Here is a 17,496-nt window from a genome sequence, read left to right as displayed (position 1 = left end):
GGGGATCGCCGCTATTCGGATTCGGCGTCGAAAAAACGCAGGGAAATTGTGTGCGAAGTTTTTGTTTCCTGCCTCGCCTGGGGCTGGGGTCGGGGGTGTGGGTGGTGTTCCCGGGCCCGTGGTCGGTTCTGGCCCCTTGCGGTGACCGGTTTCCCGGTGGGCGTGGCGGGAATCCAGCCGCCGACCGCGATGTCTGCCCCGACACGAACCCAGCCCTCCAGCGCCCCAACCAATCTCATCGGCGCCGATGCCGACAACACCCGCCCCACGCCGCATCCGGAACCAGCAGATCACCCTCTAACACCCTCTACCAGCACACATCCCGAACTTCGTTGGATTTTCGGCGAGTCCGGAACCCCAGCCAGGACGCCTTCGATGTGCTGGAACGCCGCATCTACGCCCTGGAAAACCCCACCGTCATCGGGCCCGACCGCCTCAGGGAACCTCCTGACCGCCGCCGGGAACGCTGAGGCCCCTGGCGTCGACGCGGTCGAGCCGGCCGTGGGTATGTGTACATACCGCCTGGTCCGTGCCTTGATCCGCGGCGCAGGCGCCGCAGCAGGGTGGTAGGTTCGCCGTCATGCCCAGCTCGGATGAGAAGGCTGTCGGCCTGGCTCTGGTTACCTACCAGAGTGCGGAGGATCTGCCCGGATTCCTGAAGACGCTCCCGTCGGCGGTGGCACCGTACGCGGTGGACGTGATCGGTATCGACAACGTCTCCGTCGACCGCAGCGCCGACATCGTCGAAGAATTCGGCGGCCGGGTCATCCGCAACGCCCGCAATGTGGGGTTGGCGGCGGCGATCAACCAGGGCGCCGCCGCGACCAGCGCGGAATGGATTCTGGTGGCCAACCCCGACACCCAGCTCACGCCCGGTTCGATCGCCGCGCTGGTGGAGACGGCGAAGTCCGATGAGCGCATCGGCATGATCGGCCCGCGGATCGCCCGCCTGGACGGCACCCTGTATCCGAGTGGGCGGCGGTTCCCGTCGCTGGCGGTCGGCATCGCCCACGCGCTGCTGGGCGGGGCGTGGCCGGGCAACCCGGCCACGCGCCGCTACTTCGGGAAACCGGTCACCGAGGTCAGCGATGTGGACTGGATTTCCGGTTGCTGCATGCTGTTTCGCCGTGAGGCGTTCGACGCCGTCGGCGGGTTCGACGACCGCTATTTCCTCTACTTCGAGGAAACCAAGATGGCCCTGGACATGCATCGCGGCGGCTGGCGGGTTGTTCTCGATCCGAGCGTGGAGATCCGCCACCGCGAAGGCGGAAGCATGCGGTCCGCGCCATTCCGCAAGATCCGCACCCACCACCTCAGCGCCCTGCGCTTCTACTGCGACTTCCACAAGGGCTCACCGTGGATCATGTTGGCGCCGCTGGTCGCGGCCGGACTGATCGTGCGCGGCACGGCGGCGGTGGCGCGCACCGCGCTGGCCCAACGTGTGAAGAACCGTTAGTCGAAGGCCTGCTCGTCCAAGCCCACACCCGTGTGAATGTCGTCGAGGAGCTTTGGACGATGGCGTTGCCCGGGCCGGAGCTGGGCGTGCACTGGGCGCAGTTCGAAGGTCTGTGATGTCAGGCTGGGCGCACAAGGAACGTTGGCGACACTGCAACGGCCTCCCGTCGCGGCCCGTGAGATCCAACTCGGCGAAAAGTCACGGTAGCCAATCGCGACCGACTCAATCGCTTGCGCTGCAAGGGATTTCGGTACTGACCGGCCCACTTCCGCGAAAAGTCACTCCAAGGAGCTTCCGCAGATAGGCGCCCCACTATCTGCGGTAACTCAAGTGCCAACCTGGGCGAATGCCCCGCATGGGCAGTATCGACTCGGGAAATTATCTGCGGTAGCCGGTCCTACCTTGACTTTTCGGCCATGCGGACCTCACGGGTCGTATCCACACCGAGCAGTGGCTCTGTGCAGTGGCTCTATGAAGCGGTCCGCGCTGCGCCCGGCACGGCTGAATCGAGTTCGATGCTCGACCGCCTACCGGGCAACAGGTCGTCAAGCCCGCATGAGGAACGACGACGACCTCATGACCGGCCGGCAGGCTGCTCACCGACGGTGCCGGTATCGGTGTGGTGGCGCAACCCGGCACCGGCTGGGACACCGCGCGCGTGCGCCGACAGCACCGAGATCTCGCTCATGATCCCCGAGGCGATCGCGTCGATATCGGGTGTGGTGTCGTAGTCACCGGTGATCCCGAAAGTCAGCTGGTCGACATAGCTGAGAATCGCGATGGTGCTCCGTACCCGCAGGGCGATCGGGATGCAGGGCCACATCTCCAGCACTCGCCGACCACCTATGGCCAACCCGTGTGGGGCACCGGGGATGTTGGTCGCCAACGCTGCCACACCCCGCTGCGGATAATAGGCCGCGAGGCGGAACACCGTGGCTATCAACCAGAACGGCAGCCGTTGGGCCGGTGCGAGAATCGTTCGCTCAGCCTCGACCTCGCCGCGAGATTTGTGTCCCTGGATCCGTTCGTGGACGGCCAGCAAGCGTTCGACAGGATCCTCGACCTCGATCGGCAGATCCGGGATCATGGCCGAAACCCGATTGTCGAGAACGGTTTTCGCGTCCGCGCCGCGTCTGGACACCGGGACGACGATCCGCAGCTTGCCGGGCGCGGGCTGCTCGCCCCGGCTCAGCAACAGCCGCCGGTAGGCGGCGGCGATGGCGGCGACCGCGATATCGTTGACCGTCACGCCGAACGCGGCGCCGATCTCGCGCACCTGCGGCAAGTCCGTCCGCGCAATGGCATAACGGCGCTGGCGTCCGATGGGACCGTTCAACGAGGATGCCTCGGCCGGGGCGATCGCGGCGTACAGCACCGGCCCCGCCGCCCGTATCGCGCCGAAGGCGGTCCGCGGCACGGTGTAGGGCAATCGCAGTGCCCACCACATCGACCCCAGCAAGCCCCTCGTCGCCGGAAGCCCGGAGCGTGAAGGGTTTTCGCGCGGCCCGGTCGCGCCGATCGCCTCGCCGTCCACCGGATCACAGAGGCCCTCGAACGCGGTGATCTCGGAGACTCCGTCGACCATCGTGTGATGGGCCAGCAGGAGCATCGCCCAGCGGCCACCGGCGAGGTTTTCGACCACCACCAGCCGCCACAGCGGGTGATCGCGGTCCAGCCGTGCGGTCAGTTCGGTCGCGATCAGGTCCCGCAGCGCCGCTTCGTCACCTGGCGCCGGCAGCGCGGCCCACCGAATGTGGTGTCCCAGGGAGAAATTCGGGTCTTCCTCCCACACCGGCACCTGCAATCCCAAGGCCATGCCGCGCACCCGTAACCGCAGCCGCCGATGTCGTTCCAGCGCCCGGTGCGCGTACGCGCGCATCTCGTCGCGTGAGGGTGGCGGCCCTTCGATGATCGCGACCGTGCCGAGCCCCAGACTGACATGCCGGTCCGCGTCTTCCATGGCCATGAATCCCGCGTCCAGCGGCGTCATTCGGCTCATCTCGAGCACCTACCCTGATAGCCACCGCGAAGGCTCGCTCGGCCGGTGAATCTACTTCCATGACCATCATCGGCTCTCACCCCGCGGCGCGGAAGATACCGAAGCCATCGCGTTATGGGCCATTCGTCGATGACCGCCGGCCACGGGCTTTCCGACGACGAACGTCGAGCGGATTCCGGGTGGAAGGCTCTGTCCGCCAACGCAACTCGAGCGAAGGCCTGACCGCATGGCTCGCGACCGATCCGACCGTGTCGATCACTCGGCACTCATCACCGTCGACTGAGCACCTGCCCCCGGACCGGATCCTGGGCTGTGCGATCCGCAACGGGCAGAACTGCGCTATACCTTCGCGGGCTGGAACCAGTGCGGTGCAGTGGTTCGCCACAGCGCAAAGCCGACGCTTTCGCAGTGGCACCATGAAGCGACCCGCCACCGCCGGACAGAGCGTCCCTGTCCTCACACTACCGGCCGCCGACGGCGACGATCGGCTGCTCCCTTCGTCCACTGCTACACCAGAATCCGCACAATGCACGAGGCTTCCCGACGCCTGTTCCCCGAGTCCGAACGATGCGCATCACGAACCACCTTGCCGCGACCGCCGAGCAAAATCCGGCTGTATCGTCCCCAGGAAGCTGTCGACTCAACTGCGGGACGGGGGCAATCCACGACCGCATGCCCTGGGGCGACAACCCCCAAGACAAGCGTCGTGGTGCGCCGGGCGCAATCCAACCTGCTCAACAGGCCGGGGCGGCGCGAGAACGACTGCTGCCCGGTCTGACGCGAAGGTCCAGGGGCTTTCATCCATCCACGAACACGTGCGGATGCCCGCCGCACAGAACGTGCGGCGGGCTTCGTTGAGCCTCGGCTTATCGGGAGGTCAGCTGACCAGCGGTGTGCCCGGGAACCGTGCTCGGCCCAGCTGCCGGATCCAGGCGCGCGACTGCGCCGGATCGATCACGTCGTCGAGCTCGAACGTGGTACCCGCGTGGAGCGCCTTACCCTGCTGGTACGCCTGCCCGACGAGCGTCGTGAACAGGGCGTCCCGTTCCTTCGGATCCGCGACGGCGTCGAGCTCCTTGCGGAAGCCGAGCCGCACCGCGCCCTCGAGCCCCATCGGTCCGATCTCACCTGTGGGCCAGGCAACGGTGAACTCCGGTGCATGGAATGAACCGCCGGCCATCGCCATCGCGCCGAGACCGTAGCCCTTGCGCAGGATGATCGTCCCGAACGGCACCGTCAGCCGGGCACCGGCGACGAACAACCGGCCGAAGCGCCGCACCGTCGCCTCCTTCTCCGACTCCGGGCCGACCATGAATCCTGGGGTGTCGCAGAGGGTCACCACCGGCAACCCGTGCGCCTGACACATCGTGAGGAAGTCGGCACCCTTGTCGGCGGCCTCCGCGTCGATCGCGCCACCGAGGTGGAGGCTGGAGTTGGCGACGACACCGTACGCGACACCCTCGACGCGGATGAGCGCGGTGACCATGCCCTGGCCGTAGGCGGGCTGCAACTCCAGCACCGAGCCGACGTCCGCGATCGCCTCGATCGCCGTGCGAACGTCGTAGGCGCGCAGGCGGTTCTCCGGCACAACGTGACGGGTGAGCCGCTCGTCCGGCGCGGTCCAGTCGGTGACAGTGCCTTGGAAGTACGACAGGTACTTCTTCGCCAACTCGACGGCGTTCGCCTCGTCGCGGGCCACCAGGTGCACGACCCCGTTGCGGGTCTGCACGTCGATCGGACCGATGTCCTCGGGCCGGTGTACACCGAGACCGCCTCCCTCGACCATCGCGGGCCCGCCCATGCCGATGTTGGCGTCGGGAGTGGCGATCAGCACGTCACATGCACCGGCGAGGGCCGCGTTGCCCGCGAAGCAGCGTCCGGACACGATGGCGACGGTCGGCACGACGCCACGGAGGCCGGCCATCGCGCGGAACGTGCTCAGCTCCAGGCCGCTGGCACCGTTCGCGTCGGTGTCGCCGGGCCGACCGCCGCCGCCCTCCGCGAACAGCACCAGCGGAATCCGTTTGCGCGCGGCTATTTCCAGCATCCGGTCGGTCTTGGTGTGGTTGCGCATGCCCTGGGTACCGGCGAGCACGGTGTAGTCGTAGGAGATGACGACGGCCTCCGCGGCGGGCGCGCCGAACGTGTAGGCCCCGATCGTCGCGACCCCGGCGATCAGCCCGTCGGCAGGCGTGTTTTCGATCAGGTCCTGCTCGGTACGCCTGGTCCGCTGGGCGGCCAGGGCCAGGGCACCATACTCGACGAGGCTGCCCTCGTCGACGAGATCGGCGATGTTCTCCCTCGCGGTGCGGCGACCGACCTTGTGCCGCTTGGCGACCGCCGCCGGCCGGGCGGCGTCGAGGGTGAGCTCGTGCCGGGCGATCACCTCGGCGAGGCCGGGGCGAATGTGGTCGAGATCGAGGGTCGCAGCGGCCGTCGCCTCCGCACCGGCTGTCGCCGCACGAACGACCACCAGTGGATCACCGATGTTCACCGACAGACCGGGTTCGACAAGCACCCGCACCACACGTGAATCACTCCGCGCCGCGAGCACGTGCTGCATTTTCATCGCCTCGAGCACGACCAGCGGGGCTCCCACGAGCACGGTGTCGTCGACGTCCGTGACCTCCACCACGACCCCGATCAGATCGGCCCGCACGACCTCGTCACCGGCGACGAGGTCGAGTTCGGGGGCCGCGGGCCGTGGGGAGGGCTGCGTCGATGTGGTGGTGCCGGACTCGGCGGCCTTGTCCGCCGCGGCCGCGGCGAGGTCCGCGATCCGGTCCTCCAGGTGCGAGGTGGACACGGCTCCGGACCCGAAGTCCTTGTCCGCCAGTACCGCCCGCAGGAAGGAGATGTTGGTGCTCACGCCCTCGACGGTGAACTCGCGCAGCGCGGTGTCGGTCTTGCGCAGCGCGGCCGCGAAGTCGTCAGCGCGGGTGTGGGTAATAACCTTGGCCAGCAACGAGTCGTAGCGCGGACTGGTGGTCAGTCCGAGCCGGCCGTAGGTGTCCACCCGGACGCCCGGGCCGGTCGGCGCCGAGAACGCGGTCAGGGTGCCCGCCGCGGGAACCGTGCGCCCGTCCGTGGTCATCGACTCCATGTTGACCCGGGCCTGCACCGCGATGCCACAGGCTTCGGCCGCGGTCCCGGTCACCTCGCCTGCGCGTGCGACGATGCCCGCGGGCAGGCCGAGGTCGGCGAGCGACGCGCCGCGTGCGATGTCCAGGCCCACCGTCACCAGGTCGGTGCCGGTGACCTCTTCGGTGATCGTGTGCTCGACCTGGATCCGCGGGTTGACCTCGAGGAACACGAATTCCTCACCGGTGACCAGGAATTCGACCGTGGCCAGGCCGCGGTAGCCCTGATCGGCGCACAGACGGGCGGCGGCTCGATGCAACTCGAGCCGGGTCCGCTCGCTCAACCGCTGGGCGGGCGCGACCTCGATCACCTTCTGGTGCCTGCGCTGGACACTGCAGTCGCGGTCGCCGAGCGCCAGTGCGCGGGTGGTGCCGTCCGCGTCCGGGGCGGCCACGATCTGTACCTCGATGTGCCGGGCGCCCTCGCACAGCGCCTCGGCGAACAGTGCGGGATTGCCGAAGCCGAGTTCGGCCTCGGACGCACAGGCTCGGTAGGCGTCGGCAACCTCGTCCGGCGAGCGGACCGGGCGCATGCCCCGACCGCCACCACCCGCGAGCGCCTTGATCATCACGCCGCGCGGGTGTGCGGCGAGGAAATCGCGCACATCGTCCTCGCTGACGCCGCCCTCGGTGGCGGCGAGGACCGGCACGTTCGAACCGACCGCGGCGGCCCGAGCGGACGCCTTGTCCCCGAAGCGGTCGAGCAACGCCGCATCGGGTCCGACGAACGTCAGTCCGGCGCCCTCGCAGTCGCGGGCGAATTCGGCGTTCTCACTGAGGAATCCGTAGCCCGGGTGCACCAGTGTCGCGCCGGTGGCCGCCGCCGCGGCGAGCATCGCCTGCCGGTCGAGATACGCGGCGGGGCCGGCTGCGGCAAGCGCGACGGCGGTGGTCGCGGCGGCGACATGCGGGGCGTCGGCGTCGTCGGTGGCGTACACGGCGACGGTGTCGAGGCCCTGTTCGGTGGCGGAGCGGATGATCCGCAGCGCGATCTCACCGCGGTTGGCGACCAGGACAGTGGCCATGGACATCTCGGTCATGTCAGCGCTCCTCGACCAGTGCGAAGAGATCACCCTTGCGTACCTTGCCGGTGGCGGTCATCGGCAGCAGATCGAGGATCTCGATCTCCGGGACCTTGTACCCGGCCATGTTCTCGCGGGCCCACCCGACGAGTTCCTCGGCGGTGGTGGCATCGCCGTCGACCAACTGGACGAACGCGAACGCGACCTGACCGCGGTCGCGGTCCGACTTCGGGACCACGGCGGCTGCCTCGATCGCCGGGTGCAGCATCAGCAGCGCCTCGACCTCGGACGGGAACACACTCATCCCGTTGGTCTTGATCATCTCTTTGTTTCGGGCCAGGTAGTGCAGCGCTCCTCGCTCGCTGAACTTGCCGAGATCACCGGTCTGGAGCCAGCCGTCGTGCAGGGTATCGGTGGTGGCGGCGGTGTTGCGGTAATACCCGGTCATGATCGAGGGACTGCGCATGATGATCTGGCCCTGCTCCCCCACCGGGACCGGAGTACCGTCCGGATCGACGATCAGGATGTCGGTGCCGGGCACCGGGAGTCCGCAGAAGACCGGGTCGCCGCTCAGGTCGTAGTCATCCGACTGGAAGCCGAGGGTGATGGTGTCGGCGGTGTGCGTCTCGGTCATGCCGTAGCTGCCCTCGCGCAGCACGTGTCCGGTCGCCGCCCGCCACCGGGCCCGGGTGTCGGAGCCGAGCTTGAGCACGAAGGAGACCGCCATCGGCGTGTCGAGGCTGGACAGGTCACGGCCGTCGAAGCCGGGGCTGCTCATCAACTCGACGTAGTTGTCGACGGTGCCGACCATCGAGGTGACCCGGTAGCGTTCGATCGACTCGAGCGCGACCCTTGCGTCCCAGCGGACCATCAGTACCACGGTGCCGCCGTTCACCAGCGGCAGCAGGATGCCGAAGTCCTCACCGGCGATCCAGAACACCGGCAGGAATACCAACGCCGTGGGCGGGTTCTCACCGACTTGACGTCCCATCGCCAGGGTGGCGGTTGCGGCGGTGTAGACCATATGCCGTTGGGTGTGCTCGCAGCCCTTGGGCATGCCGGTGGTGCCGCCAGTGTAGTTCAAAGCGGCCAGCGCGTCCGGGTCGGTCGGGATCGGCTCGGCGCGAGGGCTTTCCATGATCTCGCGCCAGTCGGTGGCGGCCGGGTCGGTGACCTCGAATGGCGCGCCGACGGCCTGCTCGGTCAGCATGTCCGACAGGTCGGTGGTGGCGACCAGCCGTACCGGGGTCCGCTCGCGTACCGACTCGACGAACCCAGCCAGCGCCGGCTGGGTCAGCACGATCGTCACACCGGCGTCCGAGAGCTCATGTGCCAGTTCATGTTCACGCAGCATCGGGTTGATCGGCACATGTACGGCACCGATCTTGAGGATGCCGAGCATGGCGATGTGGAACTGCGGGCAGTTGCCCAGGTTCACGCCGATCCGGTCGCCGGCGACCGCGCTGTTCGCGAGTAGCCAGCCGGCGAAGCGGTCCGAGAGCTCGTCGTACTCGGCGTAGTTGATCTCGCGACCGTAGAAGGCGATGGCGACGGTGTCCGGACGCGCGGACGCCCAGTGCCGCAGGTAGTCGACCAGGCCCTGCGTTCCGAGCGGGTACTCAACTTCACGCGGCACCTCGGCCGGCCAGTTGGCCTGCTGTAACTGCCGCACCTCGGCGAGCGCCGCTTCGAGTACCGGCGATGGCGCCATGGTCATGGAAACTCCACTTCTTCTTCGTTGCCGAAGCCCCAGGGCGTCAGGCGAACCCGATGAGGCGCTCGGACATCGCGATCATGTCCGAGATGTACTGGGCCCGGGTCTCATCCGTCGCGGATGCCAGGCGGGCCGCACCCACGAGTTGGGCGTCGGCGAGGGTTTGCGCGACGGTGGCGGACGGCGCGCACGGCGTCCCCGCGCCGGTGTCGTTGATCCTGTCGATGAACCGGACGTAGCGGGCGACGAGCCGGGCGCGCACAGCCGACCACAGCGCGCCGATCTCGGGATCGAGTTGCGCCCGGTGGTCGATCAGGCCGACCAGCGGACCGTGCTCGAAGATCACCTCGATCACGGCGGCGGTCGTGGCGCGCAGCACCTCGCGCAAGTTGTCGACGGCCGGCCCCTCCAGATGCTGGGCATCGAGAAACTGCTGGCAGACACCCTCGGTGACGGCACGAAACACCTCCTCCTTCGAGGAGAAGTACGCGTAGAACGTCGCCCGGGAGACCTCGGCGCGCGTGGTGACCGCCTGCGCGGTGGTGGCCTCGTAGCCGAGGTCGGCGAAGCACCGGGCAGCGGCGGCCAGCAGCTCCCGGCGGCGTCGGCTGTCGCTGGCCTGGCGCGCCGAGCGCGCCCGCTTCTGCTGCTCGCTGGTGGTCACCGTCACAGTATGTGTTGACGTTGACGTCAACGTCAAGAATGTTCCAGCAGAGGTGTCCAGTCCGCAACCACTCCTCCGGGCGGCAGCGGCGAGTGATTTCGCCGCCATGCCCATGTGAACGCAGTCCGGAAAGCGTTGTGGTAGCGGACGTTCCGCTGGCGTCAACGGCACAAGATGAGGCCGCCGTTGATCTTCAGGTCACGGCGCGGGCACGTCGATCACGGCCTCGCCACCCCAAGGCTTCTGGCTGATATCAACAGTCGACGAGTTCCTGTGGGGTTCCCCTGAGGTAGTGGACATCCGAGATAGCGGGACCGATGGTCCCTGGAAGGATGTTCACCATGCCTCGTCCGCGTCGATCGTATTCGCCTGAGTACCGGGTGGAAGCGTCGCATCGGGTGATCGATTCGGGCCGCCCGGTCCGCGAGATCGCCCGCGAGCTGGACGTGCACCAGAATCTGCTGCACAAGTGGGTGCGCGAAGAACGCCGTCGGATGGCCGCTGCCGGCGGAAGCCGAAGGCCTGATTCCGCTGGTAGCCAATCGCTTTCGGCCGATGAGCGCGCGGAGTGTCCTGCAGATCCGTGTCGGGGCGGAACCTTCACCGCGGGTGCAGCGGCGCCGGGATCTGGAGGTGAAAATCCTTGCCCACCACCGGGCCTCGAACGGCACCTACGGCTCGCCCCGCATCACCGGCGACCTGCGGGCCAGGGAAGCAGTCTTGGTGAAATCGCCACCATGACCGGTATCCCGAAGACTTCGCTGCACCGCTACCTGAACCCCTATCCGGCCGGCGCGATCAGATGCGGAAGCCGCGGCTACTCCCAAATCAGCGAGGCAGCTCGCTGCGCCAACCGCGACAACGAGCTGCCATCGCGCGTGGGCCAGCAGACGATTCAGTGGCAAGTTCTCCGGCGCGTCGCGAATGTTCCACCAACGTCGAATATGCCTGAGGTCCAAAGTGTTTCGTCAGTTTGACGTGTAGAGGAAGTGTCCGACGCAGGTCAGATCCCTGCATGAGGAGCTTCGACCACTGATTGCTCTGCTTGCCCCTCGATGTCTTCGATCACCTTGGGTACGCCGCGCAGCAGATACAGCATGCACACCGCGAGTACGGCGATCACGCCTGCGCTCCAGTACATGGTCAGATGGATACCGTCAACGAATGCCTGTCTGGCCCCGTCGATGACCGGGCGGCTGACCTTGGGCGGAAGTTGGGCGGCGGTGCTGAGTGCCGCACCGAGGTTGTCGCGGATCGGTTTTTCGGCCCCGGCGGGCAGGTCGCTGGGCAGCGTGAGGTTGCTGCGGTAGACGACGCTGAGCACGGTGCCGATCACAGCTATGCCGAGCGCACCGCCGAGTTCTTGTGCGGTCGAGGCGATCCCGGAGGCTGCACCGGCCTGTGTTCTCGGGACTGTCGCGAGCACGGTGTCCGTGCATACGACCAGCGTCATCGGCAGTCCTGTTCCGAAGACGAGCATCGGCAGGAGCAGGTATGGATAGTTGACGTGCACATCGACCTGGGCGTAGAGCGCGAAACCGGTGGCGAGCAGGGCCAATCCGATAGCGATAGTGGCGGCGCGACCGAGTCGGGCGACGAGTGGTGCAACCAACATGGGGCCCGCCACCAGGGCTGGCAATCCGGGCAGTTGGGCCAGTCCGGCCTTCAGTGGTGACCAGCCGGTGACGAGCTGCAGGTACTGGGCGAGCAGGAGCGACACGGACAGGCTGGCGAACATGGTGACCACCGTCGCGGCGATCGTCGCGGAGTACGCGCGCTGCCGGAACAGCCCAACGTCGATCAGCGGTGTCGCGAGCCTGGTCTGCCGGTAGAGAAACAGCGCAAGGCCGACCACGCCGAACACTGCGGCCACGGCGACGTCGAGATGGCCGATCCCCTTGTCGGATACTTCCGAGATCGCGTAGACGATGCCGAGTACGCCGATGATCGACAGCAACACGCTGGCCGGATCCAGCTTGCCCGGTGCCGGGTTACGCGACTCGGGTACCACCGCGATGCCGACCGCAATGATTACTGCGACCACCGGCACGTTGATCAGGAATACCGAGCCCCACCAGAAATTGGACAGCAGTGCGCCACCGACCAGCGGGCCGACGACATACCCGATAAGGCCGACGCTGCTGTAGATGCCGATCGCCGCGGTGCGTTCCTTCGGCTCGTCGAACACGTTGCGGATCAGCGACAGTGTGGACGGCATGAAGGTGGCGCCCGCGATGCCGAGCAACGCCCGAGCCGCGATCAGCCACGCCGGGTTGGGCGCGAATGCGATAGCTACTGAGGCGAGGCCGAAGACAGTCGCTCCGATCAGCAGGAGCTTCTTGCGGCCGATCCGGTCGCCGAGGTTGCCCATCGTGATGAGGAACCCGGCCAGCAGGAAGCCGTAAATGTCGACGATCCACAGGAACTGAGTCGCTGTGGGTTTGAGGGTTTCGGTCAGTTTGGGTACGGCCAGGTGGAGCACGGTCATGTCCAGCGCGATCAGCAGCATGGCCAGGCAGGCGATGGCGACCGTGCCCCATTTTCGGCCCGGGGTGATTGTCTCGGTCATACGAGGCGCTCCGTTTCATGATCAGATCGAGTGCGTTACCCGCACCGCCGTATGAACCGCCACCTCCCGCGGATGTGACAGCCACCGCCGGAATCGCCCAACCGCCCGCCGACGTCGCTGCGCGCCGCGCTGGATCGCAGGCGAATCGCGGTGGTGTTCTCGAGCGCTGTCACGTCTGTGAGGGATGGCGGCTCATGTGGGTGAGTCGTGACGTTGGGAGGGTGTGACAGATGGACGAGGCCCAGTGGCTCGCCGAGTGCTTCGAGAAGGAACGTCCCCGGTTGCGTGCGGTGGCGTATCGGATGCTGGGCTCGGTGGACCAAGCCGAGGACGCGGTACAGGATGCCTGGTTGCGGTTGAGCCGGACCGGATCTGCGGAGATCGACAACCTCGGCGGTTGGTTGACCACGGTTGTCGCGCGGGAGTGCTTGCACCAGTTGCGTTCTCGTCGGCAGCGCCGGGAAGTTCCGTTCGATACCCAGTTGCCGGAGCTGCTCGTCTCCGATGCAGGTCTCGATCCTGAACAGGAGATGATGCTCGCCGACGCGGTGGGAGTGGCGCTATTGATGGTGCTGGAGCGGCTCGCGCCGGCTGAACGTGTGGCTTTCGTGCTGCACGACATGTTCGACCTGCCGTTCGCCGACATCGCCGACATCGTCGGTCGTACCCCGGCCGCCACGCGGCAGCTCGCCAGCCGTGCGCGGCGGCGCGTCAACGGAGCTGAGGTTCCTCGACCTGATCCGGATCTGGCCCGGCAGCGGAAGGTGGTCGATGCGTTCTATGCGGCCGCCCGCGACGCCGATCTCGACGCCTTGCTCCAGGTTCTCGACCCCGACATCGTGCTGCGGACAGACTACGGTGCCGGCCGTCCCGCGAGTGTTGTCAGTGGTCCAGCGGCCGTGGCTGAACAAGTGCGTGTTCCGCGCGGCGGCCGGTTGCGCCATCTGGTGGTGAATGGGGCGATCGGTGCTTTGTCCATTCGCGACGAGCAGCCGTATGCCGTGATGGTGTTCACCGTCGCCGACGACAGGATCGTCAGGATCGACGTCATCCGCGATACCGACCGCGTCCGCCGTGTCGCAGCCGAAGTTGACAGTCGACCGGACTGACCCGATGCCCTGGGGCCCGGCGTGCGAAAAACACGCCGGGCCCGGCCCTTTCAGAAGAGCTTGACCGACGGCCGCACCTCGACCGCGCCGCCCAGCCGTGCCTGCGGGACACGAGCAGCGAGCGCGACGGCGGCATCCAAATCGGCGGCCTCAACCACCGCGAAACCGCCGACCGCGTGCCTGGTGCCGAGCCACGGTCCCTCGGTGAGTACGGTCGCACCGTCGGTCACCGTGACGGTCGTCGCGTTCTGTGGCAAACCCATCGGCGGTGCGCCGCTCCAGTTCTCCATCTCCGCCAGGGCGGCGTAGTCAGCGAAAGCCGCCTTCTTGTCCTCCTCCGGCATCCGCTCCGCCTCCGGCGTACCCGGCAACGGAGCGTTGCCGTGGTAGATCACCAACACGAACTGCATCTGGCTCCTCCTCATGGATGTGTGCGCCACTCGCACACATCCATGAGCCTGGACACGGGACCTATGTGACCGAATCCCGGCAGACGGTTTCCTCGTAGTGACCGGCGGGGCACCATGGTTTGCCGTATTCCTGCGGGTGCTCGGCCGGGGCCGCAACGAGATCACCTGGTGGCGGTGCCGGCGGTCGGCGTAGGCGTTGCCCTCGACCTCCACGATCGACCGCGGGAAGTGCTGGCCACCAGCCGATTTCGCTACAGCAACCGCCGTCGCGGCGGTCCGCCGAATCGGTGGATCGAGACTTTGCATTCCGGGCCGCCCTGCCACGACGGTCCCGGCTCTTGGAAACGTGAACATGGTTGCGGCGGCGTGATCCGCCGGGCGCACAACATGATTGACGCCGCGGTGCAGCTCGCCAACAACCTCGCCCATGAGTAGCGGCCGAGACGAAGGGCCGGGAAACACAGTGGTTTCCCGGCCTTTCGGCTGTCCTCGCTACGCCTCGGTCGGTGTCGGCTCCTCAAGCGTCAGTAGCTCACCGAGCGCGACGTAGGTCTGCAGAAACACGAGCCGCGCCTCGTGCACACTGACATCGGCGTGTGTCCCGGCTGAACACCGGTCGTAGAGGATCTCCATCGTCTTGCGCAGCCGGTCGCGGCGGCTCTTGGATACCTGCCGCTGATGGCAGTACGCGAGAATTCGGTTGAGCTGCTGCTGTGCAAACGACTTCGGGCATCTGCGCAGGCTGGCTATGAGGATGAATTCTGACGCCATTTGTTGGTGAATATCTTCAGGTCCACCGGTTCGTCGGGGTCAGGGTCGGCGTCGACCGCTCGTGCGAACCGGCCCGGCCGGGCGACCTCGGCGTCGGATCCCACGGTGAGCTCGCCGACGGTGCGTTCGCTGATCGACGCGGTCACCTCGGCGATATCGCCGCCGGCGTCGACGTGGGCGTGCAGCAGCTCGTCGAGCAACAGGTCGGCGGTGTCGTAGTCCAGGTGCACTGACGTATGCCGTCGACCGCGGCGCTCCTCGGCGACACCGACCGGGATACGGCTGGTGCCCTTCGCGCCATCGACGACCAGCATCCACACCGCCGAGGCAGCCCGGTCCTCGGCCAAGCGCAGACGCCCTGCCAGGGTGCCGTCCGGGTCGCAGCCCAACCGGGCCACCACCTCACGACTGTTCTGAGCCAGGTCCATCCGCATGAGCTGGCGGGCGACCTCGAGCTCGGAAGCCCTCAGCGTCTCGGTGATCTCCTCCAGCGCCCGCGCCTGCTCCCACCCTTCGCGCAAGATCGCGACCATCTCGCTGTCCCAGTAGACCTGGTTGGCGCGCTTGGCCCGCTCCTTGAGCACCGCCCGCCAGTCATAGCTCGGCGGTTCCAGCAGCTCCCGCACGACCTCCTCGGCGTCGCGGCGATGCCTCGGATAGTCGAGCGGGACCAGCTTGCGCAGCTGCCTCTGCACGGCGCTGACGCTGCGTCCGATCCGCTGCGCGATCTCAACGAGCGTCAGCTCTGTAGCCAGCAGCTCGACCAGCTCGGCGTAGCGCTCATCAGTCCACAAGTCGTAGGCGCGATGGTGGATGGTGGTTCGGCCCATCGGAAGGCCCCCTTCGAGCGAATTCCCCTGCGATGCACCGTCATCGATGCACCCGCGTCTCATGGTGACCGCTCTCACCGACACCCGCAGGTGAGTTGCCGCGCGCGACGACCCGCAGTGCTTTTCGAGATCCTCGACGTAGGCAGGACCGCTGCCGCTGCCGCAACGGGGTCCCGGTAAAAACGGCGCGAAAAACAACGACAATGGCTTGACCAGGGGTCGCCGTAGTATCGGCCGAATTTGAGCGAGCGGTCGGCATTGCCGCCGATGCCGCCGGAATCCCGTTACCGGCGGCATCCCCAATCAGATTGGTAGGGAACATGATTGCCGTGCCTTCCGCGATCGAACATGGAATACTCCCCGAACCGGGAATGCGGGGTAGTTGACGACACAGGGGGTCGCGCACAACCATGAACCATGGCAGCAAATGACGAAGATCAGCAGATCGCGGCACTCGTCCGACGCCTTGCCGCGCAGTTCCCCGCGGTCGATACCGATGCCGTCGAGGGCATCGTCGACGAAATCCACCACGGCTTCGACGGCCGGCCGGTCCGCGATTTCATCCCGCTGCTCGTCGAGCGCGGCGCACTGCGGAGGCTTTCGGCAACCGGCTGATACGAGCCACCGGTGAGCGAGGATCCCGAAACCGCCCAGGCGCGCATGTTCCTCGCCGAACTCGAAAACTACGCCGAACGCCTCGGTCGCCGGCGCGGCCAGTGGCGAGACGACAAACCGGACCAGGCCACCGAGGCCGAACTCGCACAGATCCACCGGCAGATCCGCAACCTCTACCAGCGATTCCCCGGACTGCGGCAGAGATCCCGATGATCTCGAACGATCGGCGGTTGGCTCGCGGCCTTCTACCGGGTAGGGGTGTCGACCAGGTTGGCTGGCGGCACGGAATCGGAGAGGTTTCAGGCCGCCTGCGGTGCTGTGAGATGGACACGGATGTGGTCGAGCAGTTCACCGTTTCTGAGCGGTTTGGGCAGGTAGTCACACGCACCGGCCGCGTAGGCGTCATCGATGGCATCGGGATCGCCATCGAGGGAGACGGCGATGATCGGAATCGGTGAACGATTCCGCAGCTGCCGGCACAGATCCGCGCCCGGCAGATCCGGCAGGTCCAGCTCGAGCAGCACCAGGTCCGGATTCCATCGCCGAGCCAGCGCCAAAGCGCGCTGCGCGGTGGGGACAGAAATCACCTCATGGCCGGCATTGGCCAGCACGAGTGCCTCGATCTCTGCCATCGCCTGGTTACTCTCGACGACGAGAACCTTGCCAGGCTCCGTACCGGGCGTTGGCGGCAGCGTGAATTCTGTGGCAGAGCGCGGGATTTGACTCATGGTGGATCCTTCGCAGATGTGTCCCCGACCGTCGAATCCGCAAACGTCATGGAGCTGATTGCGGGCGATCCTGCGCTCACAATGTCGGTACCGCGATCGACTGACACCGACACTATGTCAACCTGCAATCTTCCAGCAATGAATCTGTGAACTTGTTTCATAACGTTTACATGACCAGGACATAGAAGGGGGTGCCAATACAGGGGCTGGTCCGCGGTCCAGGCGAGGGTCAAACGGCCGGAGACGTCATGGATTCGTCAATCAAGGTGCTCGCCCAAGCCGTTGCGGCCCGTGAACTCCGCCAGATGCAAGGGCATAACCCGGACCCCTGGCACGCACCGGCCACACCGCGATCCCACTGGCCCAACGCTACGACTGCCCCTCACACGCGCGATCGGGTCATTTCGGTCATTTGCTCCACCCCGGGAGCTACCGGATTCCCGATCGCGCAGGGCGTGGTGTCAGTCCA

The 17,496-nt window shown here is 66.8% G+C and carries 16 protein-coding genes; 7 read left to right on the top strand and 9 right to left on the bottom strand.

The window, feature by feature from the left end; genetic code table 11:
• The first annotated feature begins 332 nt into the window (after positions 1–332).
• Positions 333–470: a hypothetical protein gene (locus ON33_RS42370; protein ID WP_169336856.1), complete on the top strand. Its 138-nt coding sequence runs from the start codon at positions 333–335 to the stop codon at positions 468–470.
• A 110-nt stretch (positions 471–580) separates the two neighbouring features.
• On the top strand, positions 581–1,456 hold the full coding sequence (locus ON33_RS31225) for a glycosyltransferase family 2 protein (protein WP_040862736.1): 876 nt from the start codon (positions 581–583) through the stop codon (positions 1,454–1,456).
• Positions 1,457–2,030: 574 nt separating this feature from the next.
• Here ON33_RS31225 and ON33_RS31220 read toward each other — a convergent pair.
• From ON33_RS31220 to ON33_RS31205, 4 genes are all read right to left on the bottom strand, one after another.
• A complete protein-coding gene (locus tag ON33_RS31220; protein ID WP_083869432.1) occupies positions 2,031–3,455 on the bottom strand; it encodes a wax ester/triacylglycerol synthase family O-acyltransferase in 1,425 nt (474 codons plus the stop codon).
• 877 nt (positions 3,456–4,332) lie between these two features.
• Positions 4,333–7,626 (bottom strand): carboxyl transferase domain-containing protein, encoded by a 3,294-nt coding sequence (locus ON33_RS31215; protein WP_040862738.1) that lies wholly within the window; start codon positions 7,624–7,626, stop codon positions 4,333–4,335.
• 10 nt (positions 7,627–7,636) lie between these two features.
• Positions 7,637–9,328 (bottom strand): AMP-binding protein, encoded by a 1,692-nt coding sequence (locus ON33_RS31210; RefSeq protein WP_085996870.1) that lies wholly within the window; start codon positions 9,326–9,328, stop codon positions 7,637–7,639.
• A 46-nt stretch (positions 9,329–9,374) separates the two neighbouring features.
• Complete coding sequence (locus ON33_RS31205; RefSeq protein WP_040862734.1) at positions 9,375–10,001, bottom strand: TetR/AcrR family transcriptional regulator; 627 nt, start codon at positions 9,999–10,001, stop codon at positions 9,375–9,377.
• A 335-nt stretch (positions 10,002–10,336) separates the two neighbouring features.
• Here ON33_RS31205 and ON33_RS41800 point away from each other — a divergent pair, with 335 nt between their 5' ends.
• Positions 10,337–10,972, top strand: coding sequence for a transposase (locus ON33_RS41800; RefSeq protein ID WP_157184803.1), 636 nt, complete (start codon positions 10,337–10,339; stop codon positions 10,970–10,972).
• Positions 10,973–10,998: 26 nt separating this feature from the next.
• Here ON33_RS41800 and ON33_RS31200 read toward each other — a convergent pair whose 3' ends face one another.
• A complete protein-coding gene (locus ON33_RS31200; protein ID WP_040862733.1) occupies positions 10,999–12,564 on the bottom strand; it encodes an MFS transporter in 1,566 nt (521 codons plus the stop codon).
• Positions 12,565–12,794: 230 nt separating this feature from the next.
• On the opposite strand from ON33_RS31200, the gene ON33_RS31195 reads away from it, so the two are divergent.
• Positions 12,795–13,673, top strand: coding sequence for a sigma-70 family RNA polymerase sigma factor (locus tag ON33_RS31195; protein ID WP_040862732.1), 879 nt, complete (start codon positions 12,795–12,797; stop codon positions 13,671–13,673).
• Positions 13,674–13,723: 50 nt separating this feature from the next.
• Here the strand turns inward: ON33_RS31195 and ON33_RS31190 are convergent, their stop codons facing one another.
• Positions 13,724–14,083, bottom strand: coding sequence for a YciI family protein (locus ON33_RS31190; RefSeq protein WP_040862731.1), 360 nt, complete (start codon positions 14,081–14,083; stop codon positions 13,724–13,726).
• Positions 14,084–14,251: 168 nt separating this feature from the next.
• On the opposite strand from ON33_RS31190, the gene ON33_RS31185 reads away from it, so the two are divergent.
• Positions 14,252–14,518, top strand: a complete 267-nt coding sequence (locus tag ON33_RS31185; protein WP_157184802.1) for a hypothetical protein — start codon at positions 14,252–14,254, stop codon at positions 14,516–14,518.
• A gap of 57 nt (positions 14,519–14,575) precedes the next feature.
• Here ON33_RS31185 and ON33_RS31180 read toward each other — a convergent pair whose 3' ends face one another.
• Together ON33_RS31180 and ON33_RS31175 are read right to left on the bottom strand one after the other, a co-directional pair.
• Positions 14,576–14,854: a hypothetical protein gene (locus ON33_RS31180; RefSeq protein WP_040862729.1), complete on the bottom strand. Its 279-nt coding sequence runs from the start codon at positions 14,852–14,854 to the stop codon at positions 14,576–14,578.
• Entirely contained in the window at positions 14,830–15,684 is an 855-nt protein-coding gene (locus ON33_RS31175) for an SPX domain-containing protein (RefSeq protein WP_040862728.1), read from the bottom strand. Before ON33_RS31175 ends, ON33_RS31180 begins: the two co-directional genes overlap by 25 nt.
• 417 nt (positions 15,685–16,101) lie before the next feature.
• On the opposite strand from ON33_RS31175, the gene ON33_RS31170 reads away from it, so the two are divergent.
• The gene (locus ON33_RS31170; protein ID WP_040862727.1) at positions 16,102–16,299 is read left to right on the top strand and encodes a three-helix bundle dimerization domain-containing protein; all 198 of its coding nucleotides are present in this window, start codon (positions 16,102–16,104) and stop codon (positions 16,297–16,299) included.
• 12 nt (positions 16,300–16,311) lie between these two features.
• Positions 16,312–16,512 (top strand): hypothetical protein, encoded by a 201-nt coding sequence (locus ON33_RS31165; RefSeq protein WP_040862726.1) that lies wholly within the window; start codon positions 16,312–16,314, stop codon positions 16,510–16,512.
• 86 nt (positions 16,513–16,598) lie between these two features.
• On the opposite strand, the gene ON33_RS38725 is transcribed toward ON33_RS31165, so the two are convergent.
• Positions 16,599–17,027: a response regulator transcription factor gene (locus ON33_RS38725; RefSeq protein WP_083869430.1), complete on the bottom strand. Its 429-nt coding sequence runs from the start codon at positions 17,025–17,027 to the stop codon at positions 16,599–16,601.
• Positions 17,028–17,496: the final 469 nt, after the last annotated feature.

Source organism: Nocardia niigatensis NBRC 100131 (assembly GCF_000308655.1).
Lineage (GTDB): Bacteria > Actinomycetota > Actinomycetes > Mycobacteriales > Mycobacteriaceae > Nocardia > Nocardia niigatensis.
This window is presented reverse-complemented; position numbering and strand designations above follow the sequence as displayed.